Raw genomic sequence first — 21,298 nt, forward strand, 5'->3', positions numbered from 1 at the left:
ACACGGCGTCGGTACGTGTTAACCACCGGCCTCGGCACCATGGGAATCGCTGTTCGTCGCGACCTCTCCTCCCGCGGCGCACGGCGAACCGGCGATAGGAAGCGGCGGGTGGGACTCCTGGACGACCCGCCCGCCGCTACCCGCCTCGGCGGTATTCTCGGCGCATCATGAGCCAGCCGGAGCTGAGCGAGCTCAAGGAGCAGGTCTACAAGGACTCCCGCGAAGGCGCGGAGTTCGACCGCTTCCACCAGCGCACCCGCACCCACCGGCCGAACTTCGTCTACGAGCTCGTCCGGATCCTGATGAGCCTGATGGCGTGGATCTTCTTCCGCGCCCGCAACGAGCATCCTGAGCGCGTCCCCGCGGTCGGCCCGGTGATCCTCGCGCCGAATCACTTCAGCTTCCTCGATCACTTCTTCCTGGGCGTGGCACTGCGGCGCAAGGTCCACTTCATGGCCAAGTCGCAGCTCTTCAAGCCGCCGCTGCAGTACGTCTACTCGCCTGGCGGCGTCTTCCCGGTGCGCCGCGGCGTGGCGGACAACGAGGCGTTCGTGACCGCGGTGACGATCCTCGACCGCGGCGACACGATGGCCATGTACGCCGAAGGCGGCCGATCCCGCACCGGCGAGCTCTCGACGAAGCCCCGGCGCGGCATCGGCCGCCTCGCGCTGCTGAGTGGCGCTCCCGTCGTTCCCGTCGCGATCGTCGGGTCCTCCCACGTCCGCAACTGGAAGCGCCTGCAGTTTCCGAAGGTGAAGGTCTTCTACGGCGAGCCGTTCGCCTACGAACGGATCGAGAAGCCCACCCGCGAGCAGGAGCAGGCCACGGCGAACGAGATCTTCGCCGAGGTCCGCGCCCTCTACGACAAGGCGACGGCCGGCTCGGCGACCTGAGCCTGCGCGTCCTCGGTGCGGGGCTTGCCCGGGACGAGCAGGGCGATGACCGCGCCGACGGCGAGGACCGCCGCGCCGACCCACGCGGCGCTGGTCAGGCCGTCGGTGAAGGCCTGCGGCGAGGCGTAGGACCCGTTGGCGGCGAACACCGACGCCAGCACGGCGACGCCCAGCGTCCCGCCGATCTCGCGGATCGCGTTGGTCGCGCCCGAGGCCTGGCCGGCCTCTTCGGGGCGCACGGCGTTCAGCACCGCGTTGGCCGTGGGCGCGAAGACCAGGGCCATGCCCGTGCCGGCGAGGATGAACGGGATCACCAGCGTGCTGTAGGCGACGGCCGGCGACGAGACGTCCGCCAGCCAGCCGATCGCGATCGCCTGCAGCGCGAGGCCGGTCGTCATCAGCGGGCGCGAGCCGATGCGGTCGCTGAGGATGCCCGCGATCGGCGCGACGAGCATCGGCATCGCGGTCCAGGGGAGCGTGCGCAGGCCGGCCTCGAGCGGCGAGAGGCCCTGCGTGACCTGGAAGAACTGGGCGAGCAGGAAGATCGAGCCGAAGACGCCGAAGTACATCGCGAACGAGACGCCGTTGGAGGCCGCGAAGGCACGGGAGCGGAAGAAGCGCATCGGCAGCATCGGGGCCGGCGAGCGCAGCTCCCAGGCGACGAACGAGGCGAGCAGTGCCGCGCCGGCGCCCAGCGAGCTGACCACGGTGGCGCTCGTCCACCCCAGCTCGGCGCCGCGGACGATGCCGTAGACGACGCCCAGCAGGCCGAGCCCGCCGAGCACGAGGCCGCGGATGTCGAGCTTGCCGGCCGGCCCGTGGGACTCACTCAGGCGGCGGTAGGCGAGCGGGGCGAGCACGAGGCCGAGCGGGACGTTGAGCCAGAAGATCCAGTGCCAGGAGATGCCGTCGACGACCGCGCCGCCGACCAGCGGGCCGAGCGCCACGCCGAGGCCGGAGATGCCGGACCAGGCACCGATTGCGAGGCCGCGCTTCTGCGCGGGGATGGCGCCGGCGAGCAGCGTCAGCGTGAGCGGGGTGACGATCGCGGCGCCGGCGCCCTGCAGCGCGCGGAAGGCGATCAGCGCGCCGGTCGAGGGTGCCAGCGCGGCGCCGGCTGAAGCCAGTGTGAAGAGGCTGAGGCCGATCACGAACATGCGCCTGCGGCCGAACCGATCGCCGAGGGCGGCGCCGGTGAGCAGCAGCACCGCGAACGTCAGCGTGTAGGCGTTGACCGTCCACTCGAGCGCCTGCAGCCCACCGCCGAGGTCGGCGCGGATCGAGGGCAGGGCGGTCGTGACGACGAGGTTGTCGAGCACGACCATGAAGAGGGCGACCGAGACGATCGCGAACGTCCAGACCGGACGGATGCGTGACGTGGAGGACATGGAAGTGAGTGTGCACTCACTTCCTTACCTAGTCAAGCCTCCGGCGAGCGCCTGGGCGCCAAGTTAGTGGTGACTCACAAACCTTAAACCCCACCTAAGGGGCCAGACCCCTTAGGTGGGGTTTAAGTCGTCGGGCGGTCCGCCCACGGGACCTCGACGGAGTCCTCCGTGGGCGAGTCGCGGGCGACGATGTACTCGGCCGGCTCGGTGTCGGAGAGGTTCGCGACGGTGTGCGTCTCGCGCGGCGGGACATAGAGCATGTCGCCCGCTTCGACCGTCAGCGACTCCTGGAGCTGGTCGCCGAAGCGGATCTCGATCGCGCCGCTGAGCATGTACAGGGCGCTCTCGCAGTTGTCGTGGTAGTGCGGGCGGCCGCGTGAGCCCGCGGGAACCCGGAAGATGCCCATGTAGAGGTTGTGCGCGCCGGTGGTCGACTGGGAGATCTCCGCGCCGCCGACGACGCCGCGCGGGACGTCGCGCTCTTCTCCGGAGGGCTTGACGAGCTTCACGACATCATCCCCGTGAGCTGCCCGCCGGTGATGTTCAGCACCTGTCCGTGGACGAAGTTCGACCACGGCGAACAGAGGAAGAAGACGCCGCCGGCCGCCTCCTCAGGAGTGCCCGGGCGGCCGATCGGAATCAGCATCGGCGCCATCGTGCGCATCTGGTCGGGAATGCCGAGCTGCACCGTTTCGCCCTCGATCTCCATGGTGTTCGACGCGTCCTTGGATGCGGTCAGACGCGTCTCGATCCAGCCGAACGCGACCGCGTTGACATTGATCTTGAACTGGCCCCACTCCTTGGCCAGCGTCTTCGTCAGTCCCACCACCGCGGACTTGCCGGACGCGTAGTTCGCCTGACCCGCGTTGCCCATCGTGCCCGAGATCGAGGACACGTTGACGATCTTGCGGAAGACCTCGACGCCCGCCTCGCGCTCCTGCTTGGCCGGCTCGCGCAGGTGCGGCGCGGCGGCGCGGACGACGCGGAACGGGACGATCGTGTGGATATCGAGCATCCGCTGGTACGCCTCGTCGGACATCTTGTGGACCGGCGCGTCGATCGTGTAGCCCGCGTTGTTGACGATGATGTCGATCTTGCCCCAGGCGTCGATCGCCGTCTGGATGAGCGCCTCGGGCGCGCCCGCCTTGGTCAGATCGCCGCCGTAGACCGCCGTCTCCCCGGCGATCTCGGACGCCGCCTGCGCGGCGAGATCGGCGTCGAGGTCGTTGATGATCAGCTTGGCGCCGTGCTCGCTCAACAGCTCGGCCGTCGCGCGGCCGATGCCGCGGGCGGAGCCGGTCACGATCGCCACTTTGTCGTCGAGAACACCCATGGCGGGGACCTTAGTCGGTGGCCCTCCGATAGGCGGACCACCGACTAAAGATAACCTAAGGGGTCTGGCCCCTTAGGTGGGGTTTATCTCACGGGCTGGTGGTCGAGAGCGTGAACGTGAGCGTCTTGGAGTAGGCGCCCGTGCGCAAGCCGTCGGTCTGGTTGATCACCTGGGTGAACGGGATCGTCACGGCGTCGTTGGACACCGGGCCGGCGTAGGTCTTCACGACGCCGAGGCCGCCGAGCGGCTGCGGGAGGAAGAACGAGCCGTTGACGAGGTGGTCGGTGTGGTTGGTGGACGGGTCGGCGACGGTCAGCGTCGCGTCACCCGCCGAGGAGATGACGTTGGCGGTCATCGCCGCGGTGTAGGTCTTCGTCACGCCCGGGGTGAAGCCCCCGAACGAGGCGTTGGCGCCCAGCGTGAGCCCCAGGGTGGCCGGGACCGCCCCCGCGACACCACCCGTGGTCTGCGTGTAGGGATCGACTCCGAGCGAGCCGAGGCCCTGGCGGATCACCGTCGCCCGCGTCGCGCGGTCGGCGATGTTCTCCAGGCCGAAGCCCCACAGCTGCGTGCTGCCCGTCGACACGCCCACCGCGTTGGTGGACCCGCTGACCAGGAACGACGCCTTGGAGTCGGCGAAGGCCGGGAAGGCCGCCGGCGACAGGGACGACGACGTCGGCGTGAAGCGCCGCAGGAACGCCTGGTTCGTGAGCTTGAAGGAGCTCTCCAGCGGCGCCTGGCCGGCGATCGTCAGCGCACCGACGGCGGCCTCCGTCGACGCCTGCGTGGCCTGCGCGTACGCGCCCATCCAGTACTGCAGGAAGTCGTTGGACACCTGCACGCAGTTCTCGAGCTGGCCGGTGGCCGCCGCGCCCGTGTTGGACGTGCACTGGGGCTTGTCGGGCACGCGTCCGAGCGGGTTGTAGGAGTACTGCGACCACGCGCCCGACAGAGCGCGCTGACCGGTGACGAGGACCTTGCCGCCCTCGTTGATGTAGTCGCGGATCGAATTCATCTGGTCGTCGAACATCTTCGAGACGCCGATGGTCTGGCCCGGATCGCGGACGAAATCGTCCAGCGACGTGTACCAGACGACCGCCTTGTAGTGGCTGAGGATGCCGAGCAGGTCGGCCTGCGTACGGCCCTGCGCGTCGATGTCGTAGACGTCGGCGGGGATGCCCGCGTCGGCCAGCGCATCGGTGTAGGTGGCGAGCGCGGCCGGGCCGGCGAACGGGGCCGTGTTCGGCGAGAGGCCCGTGTAGTCCTCAGCCGAGAGCACGAGGACGCGGTTGCCGCGACCCGCCGCCGACGCCGTGAACGTGAACGGATCCGAGCTCTTGCCACCCGCCTCGAACCACACCTTGACCTTGTCGCCCGCCTTGAAGCCGGCGACCGAGCCGCGCATGTGATGGAAGACGACGCCCGACTTCCCGTAGCGCGACCCGCCGTTGAACTCGTCGGTCGTGCCGGAGTAGACGGTCGGGGAACCCTCGATCTGCCACTTCAGCGTGACGGCGCCCAGCGAGCGCTTGGCGTTGACCTCGACGGTCTGCGGAGTGCCGTAGGACGTCGGGAACGTCACCGGGACGAAGTCCGGGATCGTCACGGCCAGGTGCGACGACGGGTTGTCCGGCGTCGGCGCGGACCGGGCCAGGTCGAGCATGAACGGCAGGTTGCGGGCGAAGACGTCCTGCACGTCGGCCTCGCGGTCCTGGAAGACGAACCCGCTCGGGTTGGAGCCGAAGGCGTTACCGGTGGTCGTCGTGCCGCCGACCGGCGTGCCGGACCCGCGTCGAGCTCGACCGTGTAGCCCATCACGTTCTCCTGCAGGTACATCGTGTCGGTGATCTCGCCGTTGGTGGTGTAGAGCTCGCCACCGACGTCGGGGTCGTATCCGGCCACGGCCGGCTTCTGATCGTTGCCGGCGAGGGCCTCCATCAGCGGCGTGTCGCCGCCGTAGCTCTCGACCTGCCAACCGATCGGATACAGGACGAGCTTCGCGTAGGAGTGGTAGTCGACGTAGAACTCGGGCTTGATCCGGTGCATCAGCGCGTGGAAGGAGGACACCTCGGGCTCGGACTCCGGCGACGGACCGCGGTAGGTGTCGCTGGACGTCGTGTCCGACGCGCCCTCGTTGTCGTAGCGCCACTTCTCGGAGAAGTTGCGGTTGGTGTCGATGCCGTCGCCCGACGCGATCGTGCCGTTGTTGTTGTTGTCGCGCAGGTTCTTGCGCCACAGGCGGGTCGCGCGCGTCTGGAACGTGTAGTCGTAGCCGTCCGGGTTGAGCACCGGGATGAACCACGTCTCGGTCGCCGCCAGCACCGCCGGGATGCCCGACGCGGCGTCCGTCGCGTGCTCGAGGAAGTACTGGTAGCCGCGGCGCACGACCTCGGCGGAGATCCACTCGCGCGCGTGCTGGGCGCCGTGGAACATCACACCGGGCTTGGCGCCGTCCGCCACGGTGTTCGCGCCGGCGGTGACCTTGTAGGCGACGAGATCGGTGCCGAGCAGCGACTGGCCGTAGACCTCGCGCTTGACCAGCGTCGGGTTCGCCGCCGCGAGCATGTCGTAGTACTTCATGAGCGAGATCGGCTTGCCCGCCGCGTCGACCGCGCCGGAGCAGGTCGTCTGGCAGGGCGCCGGGTTCAGCGCGTAGGGGCGGAAGACGTCATAGCCCCAGACCGGGTCGGCGAGCGGGCCGACCGCGGCCGCCGCGACGCTCTGCGTGTTCTCCTTGCCGACCGCCGTGACATCGAGCCCCTGGTCGCGCAGGCCCTCCGCCTGCGACGGGGTGGCGACGATGCCCGACCGACCGGGGGCGATCGCGCCCTCGGTGACGTCGTAGCCCTGCTTGCCGAGTCACCCAAGCTCGGCAGGCGTGCCTTCGACGATGTATTGATTGAGTGGCTCGACGCGCTCTCCCGCCATTGCGGGCGATACGAACGCGAGCGAGGCCAGGACGCCGATGGCGCCGAGATAGACCCTCCGCATCGACGGACCCTAACCGTGTTCACATGAGCGGCGAAACCGTACTTCTGTCCACTCGGGCTAGAGCCCGTACGACCGCCCGATCACGTCGAGCATGATCTCGTCGGTGCCGGCGCCGATCCGGTTCAGGCGCAGGTCCCGCCACGCCTGCTCGATCTTGTACTCGCGCATGTAGCCCGCTCCGCCGAAGATCTGCAGGCACTCGTCGGCGACCTCGCAGCACATCTGCGAGGCATGCAGCTTGGCCATCGAGATCTCGCGCACGGGGTACTCGCCGTTGGCGAAGCGCCAGGCGGTGGAGTAGACGAGCGAGCGCGACGCCTCGATCTTGGTCGCCATCGCCGCGAACTTGTGGCGGATGACCTGGAAGTGCCCGATCGAGCGGCCGAACGCCTTGCGCTCCATCGCGTAGGCGAGCGTGCGGTCAAAGGCCCGCTGGGCGCCCGCGACGCAGCCCGCGGCGCCGATCAGCCGCTCCCCCTGGAGCTCCCACATGATGTGGTAGAAGCCCTTGCCGAGCTGGCCGAGCAGCGCCGTCTCGGGCACCCGCACGTCCTGGAAGGCGAGCAGCGCGGTGTCGGACGCGTGCATGCCCAGCTTCTCCAGCCGCTTCTCGCGGATCACGCCCGGCAGGTCCATGTCGACCAGGAAGAGCGAGAACCCGTCGTAGCCCGCGTCGGGGTCGGTCTTGGTCACGAGCACGATGAAGTCGGCGCGATGACCGTTCGTGATGTAGGTCTTGGACCCGTTGATCACGTACTCGTCGCCGTCGCGCACCGCCCGGGTGCGGATGGCGCTCACATCGGAGCCGGCGTCGGGCTCGGTGATGCCGAGGCAGGAGATCTTCTCCCCGCGGATCGCGGGCACGAGGTAGGCCTGCTTCTGCTCCTCGGTGCCGAACTGCAGGATCGGCGGGGTGGCCATGTCGGTGTGGACCGCGACGCCCATCGACAGGCCGCCGGAGCCGCTGAACGACAGCTCCTCGGCGAGGACGAGGTTCGCGTAGTAGTCGCCGCCCTGACCGCCGTAGGCCTCAGGCATCGACAGGCCGAGGAAGCCGAGCTCGCCCATTCGGGTGAACACCGAATCCGGGAACGTCGTCTCCTCCCATTCCTCCGCGTGCGGAGCGAGCTCTTTGACCACGAAGGAGTGGATCGACTCGCGCAGCGCCTCGTGCTCCTCGGTGAAGATGAAATGGCGCCGCGGGGCGGCGTGATCGGGCTTCTGGACTTCGGTCGCGGCCATAGCGCCAATCTACGCCGTGCGGTTAGGGTGGAGCTGCAGATGCCCTTCGAGACCGTCAGCTACGACGTCGCAGCAAGCGGCGTCGCCACGATCGCGATGAACCGCCCCGAGGCGCGCAACGCGCTGTCGGATCAGCTGCTCGACGACCTGCTCGCCGCCTTCGCGGCCGCTCGCGACGACGACGCCGTGCGCTGCGTCGTCCTCACCTCCACGCACGAGAAGGTCTTCTCCGCCGGGGGTGACCTCGGCGCCTTCGCTTCCGAGGCGCCGCTGGTCGAGAAGTTCTTCGCGACCGACCGCTTCCCGCGCCTGTTCCACCTGATCGGCGAGCTCGGCAAGCCGACGCTGTGCGCCGCCAACGGCCACGTCCTCGCCGGCGCGCTCGGGCTCGCGCTCGCCTGCGACCTGATCGTGGCCAAGGAGGGCGCCCGCTTCGGCACGCCCGAGATCAACGTCGGGGTCTTCCCGTTCATGATCATGGCGCTGATCTACCGCAACGTCGGCCGCAAGAAGACCAACGAGCTGCTCCTGCTGGGCGAGCAGATCGACGCGCGCGAGGCGGAGCGGATCGGGATCGTCAACAAGGTGGTCGCGGCCGACGAGTTCGACGCGGTCGTCGCGGATTGGGCGGGCCGGCTCGCCGCGAAGTCGCCGCTGCTGATGCGCCTCGGCAAGGACGCGATGCACCGCCAGCAGGACATGGCGCTGGCCGACGCGATCGAGTACCTGCATTCGCAGCTGACGATCTCGTTCTCGACGAGCGACATCCAGGAGGGCGTGCGCGCGTTCTTCGAGAAGCGGGAGCCCGTGTGGACCGGCCGGTGAGCGTCACGGCACTGCGCTGTCGCACGTCGGACCGCACCGCGGGCGGCGCGCGCGGGGCCGAAGCCCTGGCGCTGGCTCTCGACCCGGCCGCGAAGCTCGTCGGCAAGCCCGGCGAGCCGCGGGTGTCGTCCTGGGAGGACGACTTGCGCGACTCGCACGGCTGCCTGCTCGAGGCGGGCGGCCAGGTCGAGGACATGCTGGCCGCCGGGCAGTTCCCGGTGCTGACCTCCTCGGACTGCTCGATCTGCATGACGACGTTCCAGGCCGTCGTGCGCCAGGTGCCCGACGTGCGCGTGCTCTGGCTCGACGCCCACGGGGACTTCAACACGCCCAAGACGACGCCGAGCGGCTTTCTCGGCGGGATGTGCCTGGCCGCCGCGTGCGGGCGCTGGGACGCCGGCTTCGAGCCCTCGATCGAGCCCGCGCGGGTGCTGATGTGCGGCGTGCGCGACCTCGACGCGGGCGAGCGGGTGCTGGTCGAGACCGCGGGGGTCGGCCACGCGGCGCGGTTGTCGCAGGTCGTGCCCGCGCTGGCGGGCGAGAAGGTCTACGTGCACCTCGACATGGACGTGCTCGACCCCAGCGTGCTGCCCGCGCAGTTCGCGGTCCCGAACGGGCTGAGCGAGACCGGCCTGCGGACGCTGCTCACGGACGTCGCCCGCGAGTGCGACGTCGTCGGCGTCGAGGTCACCGCGTACGAGGCGTCCGAGGACGACGAGACGCGCGCCGTCGCGACCGCGCTGGTCGCCTCGATCGTCGCGGCGCTGTTGCCATGATCGACCGTGGCCCAGGGACCCACGGACCGGTGATCGTCGCATGATCGACGGGCTCGCCGATCCGCGCCGGCTCGCGGCCCTGGCCGAGAGCGGCCTGATCGACACGCCCCCCGAGGCCGCGTTCGACCGCGTCACGCGGCTGGTCGCCGAGGTCCTGCACGTGCCCGTGGCGCTGTTCACGCTCGTCACGGCCGATCGTCAGGTGTTCAAGTCCTCCGTCGGCGTCGGTGACCTGCGCGAGACGCCGCTCTCGCACTCGTTCTGCCGCCACGTCGTCGAGTCCGGCGCCCCGCTGGAGGTCGTCGACGCGCGCTCGCACCCGAAGGTCCACGACAACCCGTCGATCATCGAGCACGGGATCGTCGCCTACCTCGGCGTGCCCTTGACCACCTCCGACGGCATCCGACTCGGCGCGCTGTGCGCCATCGACCACGAGCCGCGCCAGTGGACCGGGCGCGACCACGGCGTGCTCGAGGACCTGGCGGGCGCGGCGATGGCCGAGGTCGAGTTGCGCCGCGCCAACCGCGCGGTCGCCGAGGCCGCCGCCGAGCTGCACTTCGCGGCCACGCACGACTCGCTCACCCGCCTGGGCAACCGGCGCGCGCTGCTCGAGGATCTCGGGCAGCTGCTGAGCGAGAAGCGCGTGGCCACGTTCGCGCTGCTCGACGTGCACGGGATGCGCGCGGTCAACGACCAGCACGGCCATCAGGCCGGCGACGAGCTGCTGATGCGGCTCGCGCGCCGCCTGGAGACGGCGCTGGTCGGCGACGGGCACGTCTACCGGCTCGGCGGCGTGCAGCTGTGCGCGTTGCTCGCGGAGACCGGGCCCGCGGCGTCGCGGATCGTCTCCGCCGCGTCCGGCGCGCTGCGCTCGGAGGAGCACGCGGTGGGCTGTCGCGCGGCGACGGTCGAGCTCCCGCGGGAGGCCAAGAGCGTCGCTTCGGTCCTGCGCCTCGCGGACGCGCGGCTGGCACGCTACGGGCATGTTGCGACCGCTCGCGCTTGACCTCGAAGAACGCCGTGCCGCCGCGCGGCTCGGCGGGGGCGAGGAGAAGATCGCCCGCCAGCACGAAGCCGGCAAGCTGACCGCGCGCGAGCGAATCGCGCTGCTGATCGACGACGGTACGTTCACCGAGCTCGGCCTGCACGCCCGCCCGCACTTCTCCCAGCGCGCGATGGACGGGCGCAGCGCCCCCGCCGACGGCGTGATCACCGGGTGGGGCGACGTCGACGGGCGCCCGGTGGCGGTCGCCGCCTACGACTTCACGGTCATGGCCGGCTCGATGGGGATGACCGGCGAGGTCAAGGTCGCGCGGCTGCGCGAGCTGGCGCTGACGAAGCGCATTCCCATCGTGTGGCTGTTGGATTCGGCGGGTGCGCGCATCCAGGAGGCGGTCGGCTCGCTGTTCGCCGGCACCGGGCATCTCTTCCGCGAGGAGGCGGTGATGAGCGGCGTCGTCCCGCAGGTGGCGGCGCTGATGGGGCCGTGCGCCGCCGGAACCGCGTACATCCCGGGCTTGGCGGACTTCGTGCCGATGGTGAGCGGCCGCGGCTCGATGGCGCTCGCGGGTCCGCACCTGGTGCGCGCGGCGATCGGCGAGGACGTCACGCAGGAGGAGCTCGGCGGGGCGCGGGTGCACTGCCGCAAGTCCGGCGTCGGCGATCTCGAGTGCGCCTCCGACGAGGAGTGCATCGAGCGGATCAAGCAGTACCTCTCGTACTTCCCGTCGCATTGCGAGGAAGCGCCGCCGGTGCTGGGAGTGAGCGACCCCGTGGACCGGATCGAGGACGCGCTGCTGGACGTCCTGCCGGACTCCAACCGCAAGCCGTACGACATGTACGAGGTGATCCGTCTGATCGTCGACGACGGCTCGTGGTTCGACCTCAAGCCGAAGTGGGCGCGGACGATCATCACCGCGTTCGCGCGGATGGGCGGGCGGCCGGTCGGGATCGTCGCGTCGCAGCCGCGGCACCTCGGCGGCATCCTCGACAACGACTCGGCCGACAAGGCCGCGCGGTTCGTGAACCTCTGCGACGCGTTCGGGATCCCGCTCCTGTTCCTGGTCGACGTGCCGGGGTTCATGGTCGGCACGAAGGTCGAGGCCGCGGGGATCATCCGGCACGGCGCGAAGATGCTGCACGCGGTGGCGTCCGCCACGGTGCCGAAGATCACCGTCGTGCTGCGCAAGGCTTACGGGGCCGGCTACTACGTCATGAACGGCCGGGCCTACGAGCCGGACTTGATCGTCGCGTGGCCGAGTGCGGAGATCTCGGTCATGGGCGCCGAGGGGGCGGTCGAGATCGTCTTCCGCAAGCAGGTCGAGGCCGCCGAGGACCCGGCGGCCGAGAAGGCGAAGCTGATCGCCGCCTACCGCGAGCTGATCGATGTCTACGTCGCCGCGGGCAACGGCATGATCGACGATGTGATCGACCCGCGTGAGACGCGGCCGACGATCATCCGGGCCCTTGAGCTCGCAGAAGGCAAGAAAGTAGAGCGACCGTGGCGGAGGCATGGTGTGATTCCCGTGTGATCGGGTATGTTCGGCTCTGCGTGGGTGGTTCAGACGGGCGCCACCGCGTGTAGGTCGACTGTCAATGGACGCTGCCGATCGACATGTGCTGGACGTTGTGCCCGTCGGCCTCCAGGTATGGGAGGCGACCGGCGGCGCGCTGACGCTCCGGTACGCCAACGAGGAAGCCAAGGGCCAGATGCTGCCCTCCGATGCGGGCTGGGCGGACACGCTGCTCGACGCGTGCGAGGCGCAGCAGGCCGCGACGTTCGAGCTCGAAGCGCCGGGCGATGAGTGGTGGCGCGCCCAGATCACGCCGCTCGGCGCCGGGTCGATCCTCGCCGCGTACTGGAACATCACGGCGCAGAAGCTGCACGAGCGCTCGCTGCGGGCGTCCGAGCGCCTGAACCGCGAGATCCTCTCGGGGCTGCAGGAGGGCGTCGTGGTCGCCGACACCGAGGGGCGCGTGGTCGTCGCCAACGAGGCGGCGGCCGTGATCTTCGGCGTGCCGCTCGACGAGTTGACGGATCGGACCTTGAGCGCGATCCCGGTCGACCTGCTCGACGACCGCGGGCATCTGCTTCCCACCGAGCACCTGCCGCTGGTGCGTGCCTTGCGGGGCGAGGAGGTGAGCGATCAGGTCGTGCGCTTCGTGCGCCGTGACGGGTCGCTGCTGTGGGTCGAGGTGCACGCGAACCCGCTGCACCACGACGACGGCCAGCTCTACGGGGCGGTCGCCTCCTATGACGACGTCACCGCGCGGGTGGAGCAGGACCGGCGCACCCGCCACGAGGCGGACACCGACCCGCTGACGGGGCTCGCCAACCGGCGGGCGCTCGAGCGCACGCTGGCGGCCGCGCTGGGGCGGGCGGGCGCGCGGGCGCGGTCCGTCGGGCTGCTGATGCTCGACCTCGACGGCTTCAAGGCGATCAACGACACGCACGGGCACGCGGCGGGGGACGAGGCGCTGCGCGAGGTCGCGCGGCGGCTGTCGCGCTCCGTGCGTGAGCGCGACCTCGTGGCGCGGCTCGGCGGCGACGAGTTCGTCGTCGTGTTGACCGACCTCGGCGGCCGCTCGGGCGCGGTCCGGGACTCGCTGGAGCGCATCCAGGACGCGCTGGCCGAGCCGATCCCGTTCGCCGGCGCGAACCTCTCCCTGGGGGCGGCGGTGGGCGTGGCGACGTTCCCCGCCGACGGCGGCAACGCGGCCGATCTGCTCGCCCACGCGGACCGCGCGATGTACGCCGCCAAGGGCGCGCGCAACGGCTCGCTGCGCTAGTTTCGAGCCCGCGTTGGCCGACGACCCCGTCATCCTCACCTGCGCCATGTCGGGCGCGCTCGCGTCGCGGGAGCAGTGCCCGGCGATCCCGTACACGCCCGCGGAGTACGCCGCGGAGGCGAGGCGGGTGGTGGACGAGGGCGGCGTGATGGTGCACCTGCACGCGCGGACGCCTTCCGGGGCTCCTTCGCACGAGATCGCCGACTTCCGTGCGATTACTTCGGCGATCCGTGACGAGGTCGGCGACGCGGTGATCGTCAACTACTCGACGGGCGCGCTGGGGGTGCCGGTGGCGAAGCGGCTCGAGTACTTGACTGAGCTGCGGCCGGAGATCGGCGCGCTGAACATGGGGTCGATGAACTACGCGAAGTACTCCTCCCGGCGCAAGGACTTCGTCTTCGCGGCGGTGTTCGAGAACTCGTTCGAGACGATCCGGGCGCTGCTGGACGGGATGGTCTCGGTGGGGATCCGGCCGGAGCACGAGTGCTTCGACTCGGGGCACGTCGCGTCGCTGGATCCGTTGCTGGACATGGGGGTGCTCTCGCCTCCACTGTCGGTGTCGTTCGTGATGGGGGTGACGGGCGGGATCCGGCCGACGGCGCGCAACGTCGCCCACATGGCCGAGCAGGTGCCCGACGTGCCGCACCAGTGGGGCGTGATCGGGATCTCGCGCGGGCAATGGGGGCTTTTGGCCGCCGCGCTGTCGTTGGGCGGGAACGTGCGGGTGGGCCTGGAGGACAACTTCTACCTGCCCGACGGTTCGATGGCGCGATCCAACGGGGAATTGGTGGCGCGGGCGGCGCGGATGGCTTTGGACTCGGGGCGTCGGCTGGCGACGGTGGCCGAGGCGCGTTCGCTGTTGGGGCTCGCTTGATCGGGTCGCTTGCCGGGCTGCGGGTGCTGGACCTCACGCGGCTGTTGCCGGGCGGGTACTGCACGCTGCTCTTCGCCGATCACGGCGCCGACGTGATCAAGATCGAGGACACCGGGGCGGGTGATTACGCGCGGGCCGATCCGGCGTCGTTTGGGGCTTTGAATCGCGGCAAGCGGTCGGTGCAGCTGGACCTGAAGTCGGACGGCGGGCGGGACGCGTTGCTGCGGCTCGTGGCGTCCGCCGACGTGGTGATCGAGTCCTTCCGGCCGGGCGTGATGGATCGGCTCGGCGTCGGTTTTGACGTGCTCCGCGGCGTGAATCCGTCGCTGGTCTACTGCGCGATCACGGGCTATGGGCAGGACGGGCCGCTGCGTCTGCGGGCGGGGCACGATTTGAACTACCTGGCGCGGACGGGCGTCCTGGGGATGAGCGGCGACGCGGGTGGGCCGCCGGTGCAGGCCGCGGCGCAGATCGCGGACATCGCGGGCGGGGCGCTGATGGCCGCGTTCGGCGTGCTCGCGGCGCTGCGGTCCGGGACGGGCCAGTTCGTGGACATCTCGATGGCCGACGGCGCGCTGTCGCTGCTGGCGATGCCGGCGGCCGGCCTGCTGGCGGGCGGGGCGGTGCCGCGACGGGGCGAGCTGATCCTCGGCGGCCGCCTGCTCTGTTATCGGGTCTACGAGTGCGCCGACGGGTACGTCTCGATGGGCGCGCTGGAGCCGAAGTTCTGGGCCGCGTTCTGTCGCGGGGTGGGGCGCGAGGACCTGATTCCGTCGCAGTTCGACGCCCCGGGCTCTGCGGCGCATGCCGAAGTGTCGGCAGTGCTGCTGGGGCGCACGCGGGCGGAGTGGGAGGCCTTCAACGCGACGCACGACTGCTGCCTTGAGCCGGTCTTGGAGCTCGACGAGGTGCTGGAGGACGAGCACGTGCGCTCGCGCGGGATGGTCGTCGACGGGTTGCTCGCGACGCCCGTCCGCCTCTCCGAGACGCCGGCCGACTACGCGCGTGGGGGGCCGCCGGGGCTGGGCGAGCACACGGACGAGGTGCTGGGCGAGGCGGGCTACGACGCGGGTGAGATCGCCGCGCTGCGTTCGTCGGGTGCGGCGAAATGAGCTTCTTCATCCCCCTTGGCGACGGGCGCTACCGAGCGACGGAGCGGACCTCGGGCCCGTGGGATCCGCGCCATCAGCACGCCGGGCCACCGTCCGCGCTCCTCACGGGTCTGCTCGAGCGGACGGCGCCGCGCGACGACATGGTCCTGGCGCGGGTGACGGTCGAGATCCTCGGCGCGATCCCGATCACCGAGGTCGAGGTCGTGACCTCGGTGGAGCGGCCCGGGCGGTCGGTCGAGCTGCTCGCGGGCGAGCTGCGGGCGGACGGGCGCGTGGTGCTGCGGGCGCGGGCGTGGCGGGTGCTCGGGTCGCCGGTGGGGACGCCCGTGGAATCGCCGATCGCATTGCCCGACGACGCCGATGCGCCGCCGCCGCAGCTCGGCGAGACGTTTGGCTACGCGCACGCGATCGAGTGGCGGTGGGCGGGCGGCGGATGGACCGAGCGGGGCCCGGCAGCGGTCTGGACGCGGCTCTTGACCGGCATCGTGGAGGGGGAGGAGCCGACGCCGCGCCAGCGGGTGATGGCGGTGGCCGATTCGGGCAACGGCGCGTCCAACGTCCTGGACTGGGCGCGCTACCTGTTCATCAACACCGAGCTCACGGTGCACTTCCTGCGCGAGCCGGTGGGTGAGTGGGTGCTGCTCGACGCGCGGACGGAGATCGCCGAAGGCGGCGCCGGGCTGGCGACGTCGGTGCTCAGCGACCAGTCGGGACCGGTGGCACGCGGCGCACAGGCGCTGCTCGTCGCGCCACGCTGACCTGCGCGTCCTTGGCGGGGACGAGCGTGACCGCGCGGCGCTGCGGCCGCTCGCTCGAGCCGATCGGCTCGAGCGTCTCGACCGCGTCGGCGAGGGCGCGCAGCACGGCCTTCATCTCGAACAGCGCGAAGCTCGCGCCGAGGCAGCGGCGCACGCCGCCGCCGAAGGGGATCCAGGTGTAGGTGCCGGCGGGGCTGTCCAGGAACCGCTCGGGCTTGAACGCGAACGGGTCCGGATACACGTCCTCGCGGGTGTGCATGAGGAGGATGTTCGGCTGGACCGCGACGCCCGCGGGGAGGTCGTGGCCGGCGATGGTGACCGGAGCCTTGAGGAGCCGCAGGACGGCGGGGACGACCGGGCGCAGGCGCAGCGTCTCCTTCACGACGGCGTCGAGGTAGTCCTCGTCGCCCGTCTTCAGCCGTTCCCACGCGGTCGGATGGCGCGCGAGCCGCTCGAGTGCCCAGGCGAGCGCGGTCGCGGTCGTCTCGTGGCCGGCCATCAGCAGCGTCAGGAGCTCGTCGCGCATGGTGGCGTCGTCCATGTCGGTCGCCGAGACGAGCATCGAGAGGATGTCGTCGCGCTCGTGGACGTCGGGCGCGGCGCGGCGTTTCGCGATCTCGGCGGTGAGCAGTTGGTCGATCGGCGCGCGCATGCGGCGCATCGCGCGCTCGTTGAGTTGTGGGCCGGCGAGCACGATCAGCATCAGGCGCAGCGGGTCGCCCATCCAGTCCAGCAGCGTCGAGAGCTGCGCGCGCAGCTGCTCGTCGCGGGTGCCGAAGACCGCGCGCATGATGATCTCGAGCGTCAGCGCCTGCATCCGCGGGCGGACGCCGATCGGGGTTTGCGTCGGCCAGGACGCGACCTCGGCCTCGGCGATCCCGCGGATCAGCTCGCCGTAGGTCTGCATGCGCTCGCCATGAAACGGCGGCAGCAGCGTCTTGCGCTCGCGCATGTGCTCCGGGCCGTCGAGCAGCAGGACGCTGCGCGCGCCGAGCAGCGGCCGCAGGATCGCGTTGCCCTCGCCGGCGTGGAACACGTTCGGGTCGCCCGTGAAGACCTGCCGGACGTCGTCGGGGTGCGAGAGGACGACCCACGGCGCGCGGCGGTCGACGTGCAGGGTGAAGGTGTCGCCGAAGCGTCCGCGCAGGCGTCGCGAGTACGGGCCGGGGCGGGTGACCCAGCCGGCGGTCTGGAGCAGGTGCGGGCCGCGCGGGGAAGGCGGGAGCGTCACCGCGGCTCCGGTTTCGGTTTCGGCTTGGGCTTGGCTCCTGGTTTGGGCTTCGGCTTCGGCTTGGGAGGTGGCCCGTCCGGTCCGCCGCCGGGCCAGACCACCAGCACGTCGCACGGCGCGTGGTCGACGACGAAGCGCGAGGCGTGCTCGATCGAGTGCGGTCCGGGATGCCGGTTGTCGCGCGTCAGGACGAGAAGGTCGGCTTCAGCCGCGGCCTGCATGACGACATCCTCGGGCCACCCGCTCTCGGGCAGTGTGAAGATGGTCACGCCGCCCTGGTCGAGGCGCTCCACCGCGTCGTCGAGCAGCGCCTGCGCCGCCTCGCCGGCCAGGTCCGCCATCCGCGCCATGACCTGTTCGTGACGGCGACCGCGCGGGCCGGGCAGCTCCGTCGTCGCGACGTGCATGAGCGTGACCTCGGTGGGCTCGAGCCGGGCGACCGCGTCCACGCACGCCTCCCACCCGCTCTCGGTGATCCACGCCAGGACCTTCAGGTCACGAGCCACAGCGCGACCGTACAGGCCACGAGGATCGGCGGCACCGTCAACGCGCCGAGTCGATGGAACTCCGCGTGCCCCGGCTCCTCCCCCCGGTCACGCAGCGCACCCCGCCACAGCAGCGTGGCCAGCGATCCGGTGTAGGTGAGGTTCGGCCCGCAGTTGACCCCGATCAGCACCGCGAGCACCGTCTCCGGCCCGGCGGCGGCCGCGGCGGGAAGGAGCACGAGCAGCGCGGGCACGTTGTTGAGCACGTTGGCGAGCACCGCCGCGAGGGCGGTCGCTCCGAGCAGCGCGAGCAGCCCGTGGCCGTCGGGAAGGATGTCTGAGACGGTGTCGGCGAGCCCGTGATCGGCGAGCGCCCGGACGATCAACCCGAGTCCGAGTACGAACCCGAGGAGCGGGAGATCGACGGCGCGCGCCATGTCCCGTGCGGCGGCGACGCGCGGCGAGGCGGCGGGGCGCGGCGACGGCGCGCCCGGCGCGGTCACTTCGCGCGGCGCGGCGTGGACCGTCACCGCGGTCATCAGCAGCGCGCCGAGCGCGGCCGGCCACGCGGCGTCCAGCCCGAGCGGGCCGGCGACGACGAAGCCGGCGAGCGTGAACGCGAGCACGGCGAGCGGGGCAGGGGCGAGTGGCGGGATCGGGGCTTTCGGCGTTCGGCCGGGCGCCTCGAGCGTCGTGCGGAAGACCCAGCGCAGCGCGCCCCACTCGATCGCGATCGCGACCGCCCACGGCAGCGCCATCAATGCCGCGAAGCGGGCGAAGGAGAGCTCGCTCGCACGGAACGCGAGCAGGTTCGTGAGGTTCGAGATCGGCAGCAGCAGCGACGCCGAGTTGGCGAGGTGCGCGCACGCGTAGACGTGCGGGCGAGCGTTCAGGCGCGCCTTCGCGGCGGCGGCGAACGCGGCGGGGGTGAGCAGGACGACGGTCGCGTCGAGGCCGAGCACCGCGGTCACCGCCGCGGCCGCACCCACGACGAGGGTCAACAGCCGCGGCCCCGACCCGCGCGCGCCCGCCGCCAGCCGGGCCGCGAGCGCGTCGAACACCCCCGCCCGCTCACATCCCTCGCCGAGCACGAGCAACGACGCGAGCACGACCAGCGTCGGCGCGAGGTCACCCGCCTCGTCCCACGCGTCATCCCACGACAACACCCCGGTCGCGAGCAGCAGCGCGGCGCCGCCGAGCGCCACGGCGGCCTCCGGCGCGCGGCGGTCACGGACGACGGCGGCGGCGATGGCCGCCGCGAGCAGCACCGCGGCGAGGATCACCGACGGCCCGCCGCGGAACGAGAGTCGACTTTCTCGCGTAGAGCGCGAGAAAGTCGACGGTCGCGCGGCGCGGGCTCGGCCGGCATCACCACAGCGCCTCGTGGCGCTCCATCACGCCCCAGCCGTGGAGTGGGCCGGCGACCGGGAGCGAGCCGGTGAAGGTGCCGAAGGGCTGTTCGTAGTCGGAGGCGAGCACGAGGTAGTTCTCGCGCTTTGCCCGCGTGGCGAGCGCTTCGAACTCGAGGTCGCCGACGCGGGTCAAGCCGTCGAAGGGCTGCGGGCCCACCTCGTGCGGCTCGCCGCCGAGCCAGACCGTGCGCTCCGAGCGAAGCGGTGACGAGGCCCCCGGCCGAGGCAGGTGAGTGCCGTCGTGCAGGCCGTCGACGAGGTTCCAGATCACGTCGACGCCCGCCGGCGTCACACCCGCCCCAGCGGACCAGCGCCAGGCGGTGCGCCGCGCGTGGCGCCCCGCGGACTCGTCGAGCAGGCCCGGGGCCTCGACCGTGATGCTGCGGTCACCGAGGACCACGACGCCCTTGACCGCCAGCGGCGTCTTGCGCGTCCAGGCCGGCCCGGTGGTGACCTCGATCGGCGCGCCGTGCAGGAAGCCGAGCCCGATCCGCACGTCGCCGTCCTTCACCTGCGCCCGCTCACGCGAGAGCGTCACGCCACGCGTCCCCTCGCGCAACCGCGAACCGTCCCAGACCGCCCACCACGACCGCCGCATCACACCCACCCGCGCGTGGGCGACGCAGAGCATCACGTCCGGTCCGAACGCGCCCACCCATTGCCACGACTTATGGAGCGGCATGCGCGCGGAACGGTATCCTCCCGGACGCGATTGACTGACGGGTCAGTCCGTTGGGGAAGGAGAACCTCTCGTGCGTGTCGCCGCCGTCCAGCTGCATTCCACCCCGGACCGGGACCGCAACCTTGCGGCCGCGGACCGCCTCACCCGCGAAGCGGCCAGAGCCGGCGCGGAACTCGTCGTGCTGCCCGAGAAGTGGCCGGTGCTGGGCACGCCGGAGCAGACGATCGCCGCCGCCGAGCCGTTCGACGGCCCGATCCTGCACTGGGCCACGAGCATTGCCAAGGACCTTCAGATCGACCTCGTCGCAGGCTCGTTCAGCGAGAAGACCGGCGAGGAGCGCGGTGCCAACACGTCGATCCATGTCGGCCCCGACGGCGAGCTGAAGGCGAGCTACCGCAAGATCCACATGTTCGACGTCGAGGTCAACGGCCACGTCTACAAGGAGTCCGCGCACGAGGCGCCCGGGGACGAGATCGTCGTCACCGAGACCGCCAACGGCGTCCCGCTCGGCCTCACCATCTGTTACGACGTCCGCTTCCCCGAGCTCTACCGCATCCTCGCGGTCAAGGGCGCCCAGCTGATCGCCGTGCCCGCCGCGTTCACGTTCGCGACCACGCGCGACCACTGGGAGGTGCTGCTGCGCGCCCGCGCGATCGAGGGTCAGGCGTTCGTCATCGCCGCCAACCAGGTCGGCGAGCACGCGCCCGGGATCCGCTCCGGCGGGCGCTCGATGATCGTCGATCCGTGGGGCGTCGTCCTCGCCACCGCGCCCGACACCGAGACGTTCATCGTCGCCGAGCTCGACCTCGCCCGCCAGCAGGAGATCCGCCGCACGCTGCCCTCGCTCGCCAACCGGCGTCCCGAGGCGTACCGCTGGCCGACCGAGGTCACCGCGTAGTGGCAGCTCCGAAGCAGGCCGCAGTCGACAAGCGCAGGCTCATCCTCGACGCGGCGGTGCGGGTCTTCGCGCGCGAGGGCTTCCACGCCTGCCGCGTGTCGGACATCGCCAACGAGGCGGGCGTCGCGTACGGGCTCGTCTACCACTACTTCAAGTCCAAGGACCAGGTGCTGGACACGCTGTTCCTGGAGCGCTGGGACTTCCTGCTCGGGGCGATCCGCGAGACCGACCTCCAGGACGTCCCGGCCGAGCAGAAGCTGACCGCGATCGCCGGCTTCATCATCGAGTCCTACCGTCACGATCCCGACCTGATGAAGGTCATCATCGTCGAGGTCACGCGCGCGGCGAACAGCTTCGGCGCGACCCACATCGACAAGATCGGCGAGGCCTACGCGCTGATCCGCGGCGTGGTCGAAAAGGCACAGAAAACCGGCGAGTTCCGCTCCGAGATCCCGGCCGAGTTCGCCGTCATGGCGTTCTATGGAGCGATCGAGCAGGTCCTGACGGGCTGGATCTTCGGGCTGCTGCCGGAGAGCGAAACCGAGTACGAGCTGGCCAAGGCGCACATCGTCCGGACCATCGTCGGCGGCCTCGCCGCATAGACTCCGC

At 71.0% G+C, this 21,298-nt stretch carries 22 protein-coding genes; 11 read left to right on the forward strand and 11 right to left on the reverse strand.

The genetic code is table 11. The features are described 5' to 3' along the window. The first annotated feature begins 167 nt into the window (after positions 1–167). Positions 168–893 carry a lysophospholipid acyltransferase family protein gene (locus OM076_RS20690; RefSeq protein ID WP_270041956.1) on the forward strand — a complete coding sequence of 242 codons (726 nt, stop codon included), beginning with the start codon at positions 168–170 and terminating at the stop codon, positions 891–893. Here the strand turns inward: OM076_RS20690 and OM076_RS20695 are convergent. The 7 genes from OM076_RS20695 to OM076_RS20725 all read right to left on the reverse strand — a co-directional run bounded on the left by OM076_RS20695 (position 860) and on the right by OM076_RS20725 (position 7,847). Next, on the reverse strand, positions 860–2,281 hold the full coding sequence (locus OM076_RS20695) for an MFS transporter (protein WP_270041957.1): 1,422 nt from the start codon (positions 2,279–2,281) through the stop codon (positions 860–862). The two genes, OM076_RS20690 and OM076_RS20695, sit on opposite strands and share 34 nt — an antisense overlap. A 122-nt stretch (positions 2,282–2,403) precedes the next feature. Continuing rightward, positions 2,404–2,790 carry a cupin domain-containing protein gene (locus tag OM076_RS20700; protein ID WP_270041958.1) on the reverse strand — a complete coding sequence of 129 codons (387 nt, stop codon included), beginning with the start codon at positions 2,788–2,790 and terminating at the stop codon, positions 2,404–2,406. Next, positions 2,787–3,614 carry an SDR family NAD(P)-dependent oxidoreductase gene (locus OM076_RS20705; protein WP_270041959.1) on the reverse strand — a complete coding sequence of 276 codons (828 nt, stop codon included), beginning with the start codon at positions 3,612–3,614 and terminating at the stop codon, positions 2,787–2,789. Before OM076_RS20705 ends, OM076_RS20700 begins: the two co-directional genes overlap by 4 nt. An 88-nt stretch (positions 3,615–3,702) precedes the next feature. Continuing rightward, positions 3,703–5,310: a hypothetical protein gene (locus OM076_RS20710; protein WP_270041960.1), complete on the reverse strand. Its 1,608-nt coding sequence runs from the start codon at positions 5,308–5,310 to the stop codon at positions 3,703–3,705. After that, positions 5,217–6,194 carry a M14 family zinc carboxypeptidase gene (locus OM076_RS20715; RefSeq protein WP_270041961.1) on the reverse strand — a complete coding sequence of 326 codons (978 nt, stop codon included), beginning with the start codon at positions 6,192–6,194 and terminating at the stop codon, positions 5,217–5,219. The genes OM076_RS20710 and OM076_RS20715 overlap by 94 nt, the downstream gene beginning before the upstream one ends. Positions 6,195–6,473: 279 nt before the next feature. Next, entirely contained in the window at positions 6,474–6,605 is a 132-nt protein-coding gene (locus OM076_RS20720) for a hypothetical protein (RefSeq protein ID WP_270041962.1), read from the reverse strand. Positions 6,606–6,662: 57 nt separating this feature from the next. After that, complete coding sequence (locus tag OM076_RS20725; RefSeq protein WP_270041963.1) at positions 6,663–7,847, reverse strand: acyl-CoA dehydrogenase family protein; 1,185 nt, start codon at positions 7,845–7,847, stop codon at positions 6,663–6,665. Between the two features lie 39 nt (positions 7,848–7,886). Between OM076_RS20725 and OM076_RS20730 the strand changes: the two genes are divergently transcribed. The 8 genes from OM076_RS20730 (at position 7,887) to OM076_RS20765 (ending at position 15,981) form a co-directional block, all read left to right on the forward strand. Further along, complete coding sequence (locus OM076_RS20730) at positions 7,887–8,672, forward strand: enoyl-CoA hydratase/isomerase family protein (RefSeq protein WP_270041964.1); 786 nt, start codon at positions 7,887–7,889, stop codon at positions 8,670–8,672. Then, a complete protein-coding gene (locus OM076_RS20735) occupies positions 8,669–9,448 on the forward strand; it encodes an arginase family protein (RefSeq protein ID WP_270041965.1) in 780 nt (259 codons plus the stop codon). The genes OM076_RS20730 and OM076_RS20735 overlap by 4 nt, the downstream gene beginning before the upstream one ends. Positions 9,449–9,488: 40 nt before the next feature. After that, positions 9,489–10,454: a GGDEF domain-containing protein gene (locus OM076_RS20740; protein WP_270041966.1), complete on the forward strand. Its 966-nt coding sequence runs from the start codon at positions 9,489–9,491 to the stop codon at positions 10,452–10,454. After that, positions 10,432–11,979 (forward strand): acyl-CoA carboxylase subunit beta, encoded by a 1,548-nt coding sequence (locus OM076_RS20745; RefSeq protein WP_270041967.1) that lies wholly within the window; start codon positions 10,432–10,434, stop codon positions 11,977–11,979. Before OM076_RS20740 ends, OM076_RS20745 begins: the two co-directional genes overlap by 23 nt. 64 nt (positions 11,980–12,043) lie before the next feature. Continuing rightward, on the forward strand, positions 12,044–13,237 hold the full coding sequence (locus OM076_RS20750; RefSeq protein WP_270041968.1) for a diguanylate cyclase domain-containing protein: 1,194 nt from the start codon (positions 12,044–12,046) through the stop codon (positions 13,235–13,237). Between the two features lie 13 nt (positions 13,238–13,250). Continuing rightward, a complete protein-coding gene (locus OM076_RS20755; protein WP_270041969.1) occupies positions 13,251–14,111 on the forward strand; it encodes a beta-keto acid cleavage family enzyme in 861 nt (286 codons plus the stop codon). Beyond that, complete coding sequence (locus OM076_RS20760) at positions 14,108–15,223, forward strand: CaiB/BaiF CoA transferase family protein (protein ID WP_270041970.1); 1,116 nt, start codon at positions 14,108–14,110, stop codon at positions 15,221–15,223. The genes OM076_RS20755 and OM076_RS20760 overlap by 4 nt, the downstream gene beginning before the upstream one ends. After that, complete coding sequence (locus OM076_RS20765) at positions 15,220–15,981, forward strand: thioesterase family protein (protein ID WP_270041971.1); 762 nt, start codon at positions 15,220–15,222, stop codon at positions 15,979–15,981. Before OM076_RS20760 ends, OM076_RS20765 begins: the two co-directional genes overlap by 4 nt. Here the strand turns inward: OM076_RS20765 and OM076_RS20770 are convergent. The 4 genes from OM076_RS20770 to OM076_RS20785 all read right to left on the reverse strand — a co-directional run bounded on the left by OM076_RS20770 (position 15,920) and on the right by OM076_RS20785 (position 19,791). Next, positions 15,920–17,212 carry a cytochrome P450 gene (locus tag OM076_RS20770; protein WP_270041972.1) on the reverse strand — a complete coding sequence of 431 codons (1,293 nt, stop codon included), beginning with the start codon at positions 17,210–17,212 and terminating at the stop codon, positions 15,920–15,922. The two genes, OM076_RS20765 and OM076_RS20770, sit on opposite strands and share 62 nt — an antisense overlap. Further along, positions 17,209–17,718 carry a universal stress protein gene (locus tag OM076_RS20775; RefSeq protein ID WP_270041973.1) on the reverse strand — a complete coding sequence of 170 codons (510 nt, stop codon included), beginning with the start codon at positions 17,716–17,718 and terminating at the stop codon, positions 17,209–17,211. The genes OM076_RS20770 and OM076_RS20775 overlap by 4 nt, the downstream gene beginning before the upstream one ends. Next, a complete protein-coding gene (locus tag OM076_RS20780) occupies positions 17,703–18,980 on the reverse strand; it encodes an SLC13 family permease (RefSeq protein ID WP_270041974.1) in 1,278 nt (425 codons plus the stop codon). Before OM076_RS20780 ends, OM076_RS20775 begins: the two co-directional genes overlap by 16 nt. 85 nt (positions 18,981–19,065) lie before the next feature. Further along, on the reverse strand, positions 19,066–19,791 hold the full coding sequence (locus OM076_RS20785; protein ID WP_270041975.1) for a DUF2804 family protein: 726 nt from the start codon (positions 19,789–19,791) through the stop codon (positions 19,066–19,068). Positions 19,792–19,861: 70 nt separating this feature from the next. Between OM076_RS20785 and OM076_RS20790 the strand changes: the two genes are divergently transcribed. After that, positions 19,862–20,689, forward strand: a complete 828-nt coding sequence (locus OM076_RS20790; protein ID WP_270041976.1) for a carbon-nitrogen hydrolase family protein — start codon at positions 19,862–19,864, stop codon at positions 20,687–20,689. After that, positions 20,689–21,291: a TetR/AcrR family transcriptional regulator gene (locus OM076_RS20795; RefSeq protein WP_270041977.1), complete on the forward strand. Its 603-nt coding sequence runs from the start codon at positions 20,689–20,691 to the stop codon at positions 21,289–21,291. The genes OM076_RS20790 and OM076_RS20795 overlap by 1 nt, the downstream gene beginning before the upstream one ends. Positions 21,292–21,298: the final 7 nt, after the last annotated feature.

It is taken from the genome of Solirubrobacter ginsenosidimutans, from assembly GCF_027587205.1.

Excerpts from the sequence above, each read along its gene's own strand:
- OM076_RS20690 (WP_270041956.1), top strand. The coding sequence starts at position 168 with ATGAGCCAGCCGGAGCTGAGCGAGCTCAAGGAGCAGGTCTACAAGGAC.
- OM076_RS20695 (WP_270041957.1), bottom strand. The coding sequence starts at position 2,281 with ATGTCCTCCACGTCACGCATCCGTCCGGTCTGGACGTTCGCGATCGTC.
- OM076_RS20705 (WP_270041959.1), bottom strand. The coding sequence starts at position 3,614 with ATGGGTGTTCTCGACGACAAAGTGGCGATCGTGACCGGCTCCGCCCGC.
- OM076_RS20715 (WP_270041961.1), bottom strand. The coding sequence starts at position 6,194 with ATGAAGTACTACGACATGCTCGCGGCGGCGAACCCGACGCTGGTCAAG.
- OM076_RS20720 (WP_270041962.1), bottom strand. The coding sequence starts at position 6,605 with ATGCGGAGGGTCTATCTCGGCGCCATCGGCGTCCTGGCCTCGCTCGCG.
- OM076_RS20725 (WP_270041963.1), bottom strand. The coding sequence starts at position 7,847 with ATGGCCGCGACCGAAGTCCAGAAGCCCGATCACGCCGCCCCGCGGCGC.
- OM076_RS20730 (WP_270041964.1), top strand. The coding sequence starts at position 7,887 with ATGCCCTTCGAGACCGTCAGCTACGACGTCGCAGCAAGCGGCGTCGCC.
- OM076_RS20740 (WP_270041966.1), top strand. The coding sequence starts at position 9,489 with ATGATCGACGGGCTCGCCGATCCGCGCCGGCTCGCGGCCCTGGCCGAG.
- OM076_RS20745 (WP_270041967.1), top strand. The coding sequence starts at position 10,432 with ATGTTGCGACCGCTCGCGCTTGACCTCGAAGAACGCCGTGCCGCCGCG.
- OM076_RS20750 (WP_270041968.1), top strand. The coding sequence starts at position 12,044 with ATGGACGCTGCCGATCGACATGTGCTGGACGTTGTGCCCGTCGGCCTC.
- OM076_RS20765 (WP_270041971.1), top strand. The coding sequence starts at position 15,220 with ATGAGCTTCTTCATCCCCCTTGGCGACGGGCGCTACCGAGCGACGGAG.
- OM076_RS20785 (WP_270041975.1), bottom strand. The coding sequence starts at position 19,791 with ATGCCGCTCCATAAGTCGTGGCAATGGGTGGGCGCGTTCGGACCGGAC.